We start from the raw sequence: 8128 nt of genomic DNA on the forward strand, positions 1-8128 counted from the left end.
AAACTTCGGCAGGAGGATGACGTGATGGCCTATGCGGAGCAAGCCGAAACAGAAGCACTGCACGAGCCCAAAAGTTTCCTGACCAAATACATCTGGAGTCAGGACCACAAGGTCATAGCCATTCAGTATTCGTTGACGGCCATCTTCGTGGGGCTTATCGCTCTGGTATTGTCCGGCTTGATGCGCATGCAGATAGGCTTTCCCGGTAGTTTGGCGTTCATGGACGCCAGTACTTATTATCAGGCGATGACCATGCACGGCATGATCATGGTCATTTACTTGCTCACGGCCTTGTTTCTGGGTGGCTTCGGCAACTATCTGATCCCGCTGATGGTGGGCGCCCGCGACATGGTCTTCCCCTACGTCAATATGCTCAGCTACTGGTTTTACCTGGTGGCGGTACTGGTGTTGCTCAGCAGTTTTTTTGTCCCTGGCGGCCCCACAGGTTCCGGCTGGACGCTCTATCCGCCACAGTCCATTTCCCAGGGGACACCGGGGGTCGAGTGGGGCATTGTCCTGATGCTCGTCTCACTGGCGATTTTCATTGTCGCGGCCACCATGGGCGGGTTGAACTACGTCACCACAGTGTTGCAGGCGCGCACCCACGGCATGACCCTGTTTCGCATGCCGCTCTCGGTATGGGGCATCTTCATGGCCTCGATCATGGCCTTGTTGGCGTTCCCGGCGTTGTTTGTCAGTGCGGTGATGATGCTGTTCGACAAACTGTTGGGCACCAGCTTCTTCATGCCGGCGATGATCTCGCTGGGGCAGCAGCTCGATCACCAGGGTGGCAGCCCGATATTGTTCCAGCACCTGTTCTGGTTCTTCGGCCACCCGGAGGTCTATATCGTTGCTCTCCCTGCGTTTGGCCTGGTCTCCGACTTGATCAGTACCCATGCGCGTAAAAACATCTTCGGCTACCGAATGATGGTGTGGGCCATTATTGCGATTGGCGTACTCAGCTTTGTGGTCTGGGCGCACCATATGTATGTCAGCGGAATGAACCCGTACTTCGGCTTTTTCTTCGCCGTCACCACCTTGATCATCGCGGTGCCGACCGCGCTGAAAGTCTACAACTGGGTGCTGACCCTGTGGCAGGGCGACATCCACTTGACCGTGCCGATGCTGTTTGCCCTGGCCTTTATCGTCACCTTCCTGGTCGGCGGTCTGACCGGGTTGTTCCTTGGCAATGTGATTGTGGACATCCCGCTCTCGGACACCTATTTCGTCGTGGCCCATTTTCATATGGTCATGGGGGTTGCACCGGTCCTGGTGGTGTTCGGCGGTATTTATCACTGGTTCCCGAAAATCACCGGGCGCATGTGGAACGACACCCTGGGCAAGCTGCATTTCTGGATTACCTTTCTGGGCACCTACGCCATCTTCTTCCCCATGCACTACCTGGGTTTCCAGGGCATGCCACGTCGCTACTACGCCTATGAAAACTACGCGTTCATCCCGCAGTCCGCGCAAGACTTGAATGCCTTCATTACGGTGGTCGCATTGACGGTCGGCGTTTCCCAGTTGCTGTTCCTGTTCAACCTGTCCTGGAGTGCATTCAAGGGCAAGCCCGCAGGCAGCAATCCCTGGGGCGCGGCCAGCCTGGAATGGCAAACGCCGGACACCCCGCCGAAACACGGTAACTGGGGAGAGAAGTTGCCGGTCGTGCATCGCTGGGCCTATGACTACAGTGTGCCGGGGATAGAGCAGGATTTCGTGCCGCAAACGGTCTCCGCCGAGGAGCTGGAGCACATGCGGCAACTCAGTGCCGGGACCAAGATAGCGGACGTCAAGCCATGAACAGGCTGCTATTGAGAAACGCCGACGGCGCTGATCCTGGCGGCAGCTGGAGTCGCGACCCTGAGGGTATTCAGGCCGGCGAGGGTGCCGATAGAAGGCAAACCGCAAGGATAGGCCTGCGCTTGTTTCTGGTGGTGGTGAGTTCGTTATTCTTCCTCTTCCTGATCGCCTTTGTCGCCCGTTCACAAATGGCCGACTGGCTACCCCTGACAGAGCCTTTGGCGCCGTTAGGCAATCTCCGACCGCTCTGGCTGAATTCGGCTTTTCTGGTATTGAGTTGCATCGCACTGCAGTGCTCGCGTATGGCCGCCCGAAAGGCTCGGTTGGGCGCAACTGTCATTGGTTTTGCATTGGGGGGTGTCTTTGCCATTGCCTTTCTGGCGGGGCAACTCTGGGTCTGGCAGCAGTTTGTCGCCTGGGGCTACTTTGTCGCCAGCAATCCGGCCAACAGTTTCTTCTACCTGTTGACCGGTCTGCATGGGCTCCACCTGCTGGGCGGGCTGATCGCCTGGTGCTGGATCGTCGCTAAGTTCCTGCGTCATGTGCCACTGGCGCAACTCAGCGCCAGCGTAGAGCTCTGTGCCATCTATTGGCATTACTTGCTGGGCCTTTGGTTCGTGCTGTTCGCGCTGCTGGCCAGCTCGCCACAAACCTATGACGTCATCGCCAGATTCTGCGGCCTGAGGTGAACATCCATGGCATTGCTCCCGCAAGTCGAAGCCCAAGCCCAAGCCGAGATCAGTTCATCCAATCCACCAGGTTCGCTGCCTGCACCGGGATGGCAGGGCATCGCCAACGATTGGTCCTCGGATAAAGAGGCCTTCAAGCAGGTGCCCTGGGGCAAGGCGATGATGTGGATTTTCCTGCTCAGCGATACGTTTATATTCACCTGTTTTCTGACCGGCTACATGTCGGTACGCATGACCATCACCAGCGCCTGGCCGAACCCCAGTGAAGTGTTCGCATTGACGATCGGCGGCAGGGAAATCCCGCTTATCCTGATCGCCATCATGACCTTTGTGCTGATCAGCAGCAGCGGCACCATGGCCATGGCCGTCAATTTCGCCTATCGCCGTGATCGCGCGAAAACCACGGCCCTGATGCTGGCGACCGCTGCCCTGGGGGTGACTTTCGTCAGCATGCAGGCATTCGAATGGAGCAAGCTCATCGCAGAGGGGGTGCGTCCCTGGGGGAACCCCATGGGCGCGGCGCAATTTGGCGCCTGCTTTTTCATGATTACCGGTTTTCACGGACTTCATGTGTCAATCGGCGCCCTCTACCTCAGCATTGTGGCGCTGAAAGTAAGGCGCGGAGATTATGAGCGCTCCGGGAACTATCAGAACGTCGAGATAGCCGGGCTTTACTGGCACTTCGTGGATCTGGTGTGGGTATTTATTTTTGCATTCTTCTATTTATGGTAGAGGAGCACGGGTGATGGCACATGCTCAGGGTCAGCAACATCCAATCAGTTTGTACCTTAAGATCTGGGGGCTGTTATTCGTCCTCAGCACGCTGTCGTACCTTGTCGACTATTTCCACTTCCATGGTTACCTTCGGTGGACCCTGATTATTACTTTCATGTTGTTGAAGGCAGGTTTGATTGTCTCCATCTTCATGCATATGGCATGGGAGCGCCTGGCCATGGTCTACGCCATACTGGTGCCGCCTCTGTGTTTACTGGTGCTCATCGGGCTGATGGCCACCGAGGCAGACTATGTCTTCCTCAGCCGGGTCATTTTCTTTGGCCAGTAAGCAGCTTTTCGGATGGCCTTGAGTCTCCAGGCACTAACCCGATATCACTCGCTTGAACTGATGCCATTTGTGCTGCCAGGCCACTGTCCAGTGCGGGGCTGCCGCTCCTGTGCCGGCGATCTTCAGCTTCGGATGCTGATTGATGACCTGGTCCAGTACCGATTCCTGATTCGGTTCAACATCCACGAAGAAGATATGTTTGCCTTCTTTTACTGCCTGCTTGAAATTGCGGAAGTGAGTGTTCGGCACCTGGAACCCGAAAAAACCGCCTTCCCAGATGCAGAAGCCCAATACAACAATGGCAAGGAAGATAAAGGGCATCCAGCCTGCGGGGGATTCGGTCCAACCCATCCAATAGGCGCCAAGCAGGACCAACGCCGCGAGTGGCACACCGATCACCGCACCAATCTCACCAGAGTGAACAGCATCCTGTTCCATTAGTGAACTGATCTCGTGGAGGTGATGTTCTTCTACATCAGCGACTTTTTCACTTAGTACATGAATCTGTTCGGAATTGATGCCGCTGGCTTCCAATTCATATTCAACGGTTTCAAGATCGTTGAGATTGTCACTGATGTAATAGTGCCGGTTCATGCCACACCTCCCGTCTCGGGTTAGCTGTAGACCTCCTCTGTCCGGCAGCAGTTGGTAGTTGTACTGTGGGGAACGTTGCACACCCCGTGCAATTTGAAAAAAGTATAGCACTCGCCATCCTGCATACCGGTCGCTAGCTGATCTGCACAATGACCGGACCTTCCGTCACGATTGGCGGGTTCGCGTGGATATTCGATGCATTTTTCTGAATCCATTCACGCGCGACTTTCAGGCTTGCATCGCTGCCGGCCTTGTCCGTGCAAACAGTCACCGACGTGCCACCATCACCCGTATTCAACAGTGTGTAGCTGACGAGGCCAGGCACTGTCCGCAGGGTAGCTTCGACGTCGGCATTGCGCTCTTCCAACAGTTCGAAAAACTGCTTCGCTCCAGTACCCAGGTAGGTTCTTATCACCGCATACATAGTCGTCTCCCTTGGGAGTGCCGCCTTGGTGCCAATCCAGATCCGTTGATGGCCGCAATCACTTTAGGTTTCAGTTCGTCCTGATTTATTAAGCTTAGCCAAATGCTGGCGACAGTCGTATCGCAACGACCACCGGCCGCTTTTGGCTGATTGCGGCCTGCCACGACCGTCAGAGAACGACCCGAGTATCGGCCTCTCAGGATGGCAGGGGGTTATCTGCTCCCTGGTAGCGGCAATCGCAGTAGCCACCCAGGCTATCGCAGCAGACACAGAGAAACCAAAACCTGCATCGGAGGCCACCAAGACTAAATCGCCCCTGATTTCATTCACAATGAATGACTGCACAGCTCATTGCTGCCTGTTGTGAAGGGGGCCATCGACGGTGGATTCAACCGATCAGGAAGTGATGCAAGGGGGAAGTCGGAGAAATATCGTCTGGCTCTCGGTATTTGATGCTCCGACGGTGCGGCGGCACGACCTCCAGCTGATTGCAGTCATGCACAGCACCACTGGCCGCCTTGAATTTGGTGGCATAGGTGGGAGATGGGTAAGCCAAGATTTTACCTCAGAAAAGAGAACTGGCATTTGATCTTGCTATGGACGAGCTCCTAGACCTCTAGCCTTAGTCCTTAAAATAACCTGGTTATTTCATTCAAGACCCGATCCTGGATTTGAGTACTTGGTCTGTGGCGATAAGCCACTGCTAAAAAAGCAACTCCTTCGTAGTCGCAGCGGATCGAAAAAGTCATACCTTCACGAAACCCAAAGACTGATCTGTCTCCAGCATCAACAAAATATCTCGCTTTTGTAAGAGCCGCTCCGGCGTGCTTCAGGCAGTCAGTTTGGCTAAGCGAGTGTTGTATCCAGCTAGTAGTGACACGCACAGACGAAGTCTCGCTATCATCGATAGGTGGTCGAGTAATTTCTTTGGCAGGTGTAATAATATTTTCGTTACTGGTGCAAGCAGTCAGCCCCATTGAGATAACAGTAAATAAAAAGCCAAAACGAAGTCTCGAATGCTTAAGTGAGTTTCGCATCGCGGGGCGTTCCTCTGACGATGTGCAATGAATGAAGTTGCAGTTACTAATGTAATAGCGGATTTCTGATCTTTTGCTACCTGTCATCAGCGAATGCGACCAATGGTCGTACGTAGACCCGTCATGTGGTTTTTCTCGATTTTTATGCTGACAAACCGAACATTCAGGTGAATCATGTCGCCCACGGGGTGAACCATATCACTCAAAAAGTACCTTTAGGTCACATCCCATATGTCGATAGTACGTTAGCTCAAGCCGCTCTAATGCATAATCCTTACCTGCCAAGGTAAGTTAAAAAGTGGTGGCGTCGAACGTACCTCGTGTCACTTTTTGCCTCACAAGACGTTTAACTTTGAGTTGCTTTAAATTGGCTTAAATTTTTAACGTGCTGAGTGAGGTAAGTTTGCAAGCTAAGTCTAAATTTGAAACTTTCCTGAACTTTGCAGTCGTCCGATGTGCTCAGTCTTTCGACTTTTATCAACATGACTAGATTTCCTTCGCATGGTGGCTCAGTCCCTTCGGACTTTGAAATATACCTGCCACATGTACCACGCCCATCAGCGAGTTGAGCACGGTGGCCGGGGCTTCGTGCTTCACGCCGTCATGACCATGACTACGGGCCTCGAAGCCGACGGCGTCGATGGCGCAATCCACTTCCGGTTCGCCGGGCAGTGCGGCGATCTGTTCGTGCAGCGGCGTGTCCAGGGACAGGTCGGCGATCTCGAAGCCCTGCGACTTTTCTCGGGCCATCAATCAATGGATGTTCCTCGGTTGAGGTGAGACACGGGCGGCCACCGCCACCGCCACCGCCAAATCGTTGAACTCAGATACCTCCATTGCACAGGACATGGGTGTGCCGCGCCAGCATGAAGCAGGCGCGGCGTATGTCAGGGTTTTCCTCGAGCGTAGTTACTGGTACGCCTTGTCCCGGTCACAGAGCACTTTTATCGAGCATGGCGCTTGTGCCAGCCCAAATCGGGGCATTGGTCATTATTTTATTCAAAAACCGACATGTGGATGTCGGTGACAAGTAAGTTGTCGTTTATAGACATCTCTCGCGTATATGCTACGAAAGTGCACAGCGTTGATGAGCGCAGGCACAAACTCAAGCGTTTTCCTTATGGCTCCCTCCCTGCAAACCCTCAGCTTAGAGACATTGGATGATGTCGTTTTTGGATCCGTTCAAACATATGTAACTGGGTATGACCTTTGCAGGTTGAACAGGAACAAACCCACCAACTTTTGGATGGGAGAATAAAAAGAGCCTTTGCCTGAGGCCAATCACTCGCTTTGTGTGAGGAGATACCGCGATGACGACGTTCAACTCCGGGGCCCAACCCCAGAACCGTGCGCCTCAATCCATCGGCTTTCTGCTGCTGGACAATTTCACGCTGATTTCTCTGGCGTCCGCTGTAGAACCGCTGCGGATGGCCAACCAGTTGTCCGGTCGCGAGCTGTATCGCTGGACCACCCTCACCGTCGATGGCGGCCAGGTCTGGGCCAGTGATGGCCTGCAAATCACCCCTGACGCCTCCATGCACAAAGCCCCGCCAATGGACATGATCATCGTTTGCGGTGGCGTCGGCATTCAGCGCACCGTTACCCGTGAACACGTATCCTGGCTGCAAAGCCAGGCCCGCAAGGCCTGCCGTCTCGGTGCGGTGTGCACCGGCAGCTGGGCCCTGGCCTGCGCCGGACTGCTCGATGGTTTCGATTGCAGCGTGCACTGGGAGTGCCTGGCGGCGATGCAGGAAGCTTTCCCGCGGATAGTAATGAGTACCCGTTTGTTCACCCTCGACCGTAACCGTTTCACCAGCTCCGGAGGCACCGCGCCGCTGGACATGATGCTGCACTTGATCAGCCGTGATCACGGGCGTGAACTGTCCGCTGCGATCTCGGAAATGTTCGTCTACGAGCGCATCCGCAACGAACAGGATCACCAGCGCGTGCCGCTCAAGCACATGCTCGGCACCAATCAACCGAAGTTGCAGGAAATCGTCGCGCTGATGGAGGCCAACCTCGAAGAGCCGATCGACCTGGACGAACTGGCGGTGTATGTCGACGTGTCCCGTCGCCAGCTGGAGCGGCTGTTCCAGAAGTACCTGCACTGCTCGCCGTCGCGTTACTACCTGAAGCTGCGTCTGGTCCGTGCGCGACAGTTGCTCAAGCAAACGCCGATGTCGATCATCGAAGTGGCTTCGATCTGTGGCTTCGTGTCCACACCGCACTTCTCCAAGTGCTACCGCGAATACTTCGGCATTCCGCCGCGTGACGAGCGCGTCGGTTCCAATACCGCGCAGCAGGTGGCGATGATGCCGCTGCCGCAAGCATTGGTGCTCTCGCCGTTGGCTGGTTCGATGTCAGCTTTGAGCCAGGCACGTAACGAATCAACTTTTGCCAGCGTTCGTCTATAAATCTTCACCCCTATCCTGCGAAAGTGTGATGTTCGCAGGATAGGGGAGGGCGCTTCATTTTAGTGTTGCGCTGAGGCAGGACTTACTCGACGGCTTTGACCATGTCT

The 8128-nt window shown here is 54.8% G+C and carries 8 protein-coding genes and 1 pseudogene; 5 read left to right on the forward strand and 4 right to left on the reverse strand.

Annotated elements, in window-relative coordinates; genetic code table 11:
* The first annotated feature begins 24 nt into the window (after positions 1–24).
* Genes ctaD through VC35_RS12955 form a run of 4 tightly spaced genes read left to right on the forward strand, consistent with a single transcriptional unit; the run spans position 25 to position 3552 of the window.
* Entirely contained in the window at positions 25–1800 is a 1776-nt protein-coding gene (gene ctaD, locus VC35_RS12940; RefSeq protein ID WP_046040485.1) for a cytochrome c oxidase subunit I, read from the forward strand.
* A complete protein-coding gene (locus VC35_RS12945; RefSeq protein WP_046040486.1) occupies positions 1797–2489 on the forward strand; it encodes a cytochrome c oxidase subunit 3 in 693 nt (230 codons plus the stop codon). The genes ctaD and VC35_RS12945 overlap by 4 nt, the downstream gene beginning before the upstream one ends.
* Positions 2490–2495: 6 nt before the next feature.
* On the forward strand, positions 2496–3221 hold the full coding sequence (locus VC35_RS12950; protein WP_046040488.1) for a heme-copper oxidase subunit III family protein: 726 nt from the start codon (positions 2496–2498) through the stop codon (positions 3219–3221).
* A 13-nt stretch (positions 3222–3234) separates the two neighbouring features.
* Positions 3235–3552 carry a cytochrome C oxidase subunit IV family protein gene (locus VC35_RS12955; RefSeq protein ID WP_046040489.1) on the forward strand — a complete coding sequence of 106 codons (318 nt, stop codon included), beginning with the start codon at positions 3235–3237 and terminating at the stop codon, positions 3550–3552.
* Positions 3553–3585: 33 nt separating this feature from the next.
* Here VC35_RS12955 and VC35_RS12960 read toward each other — a convergent pair whose 3' ends face one another.
* The 4 genes and pseudogenes from VC35_RS12960 to VC35_RS12970 all read right to left on the reverse strand — a co-directional run.
* Entirely contained in the window at positions 3586–4146 is a 561-nt protein-coding gene (locus tag VC35_RS12960) for a hypothetical protein (protein WP_046040490.1), read from the reverse strand.
* 133 nt (positions 4147–4279) lie between these two features.
* Positions 4280–4570 (reverse strand): hypothetical protein, encoded by a 291-nt coding sequence (locus VC35_RS12965; RefSeq protein WP_046040491.1) that lies wholly within the window; start codon positions 4568–4570, stop codon positions 4280–4282.
* Positions 4571–5199: 629 nt separating this feature from the next.
* A complete protein-coding gene (locus VC35_RS29500; protein ID WP_185754774.1) occupies positions 5200–5607 on the reverse strand; it encodes a hypothetical protein in 408 nt (135 codons plus the stop codon).
* A 534-nt stretch (positions 5608–6141) separates the two neighbouring features.
* Positions 6142–6357, reverse strand: a pseudogene (locus tag VC35_RS12970) (formaldehyde dehydrogenase, glutathione-independent); the annotation flags it as partial.
* 560 nt (positions 6358–6917) lie between these two features.
* On the opposite strand from VC35_RS12970, the gene gbdR reads away from it, so the two are divergent.
* Positions 6918–8021 carry a choline metabolism transcriptional regulator GbdR gene (gbdR, locus tag VC35_RS12975; RefSeq protein ID WP_046040493.1) on the forward strand — a complete coding sequence of 368 codons (1104 nt, stop codon included), beginning with the start codon at positions 6918–6920 and terminating at the stop codon, positions 8019–8021.
* Positions 8022–8128 lie beyond the last annotated feature (107 nt).

The sequence above is a fragment of the Pseudomonas fluorescens genome (assembly GCF_000967965.1).
GTDB lineage: Bacteria > Pseudomonadota > Gammaproteobacteria > Pseudomonadales > Pseudomonadaceae > Aquipseudomonas > Aquipseudomonas grandcourensis.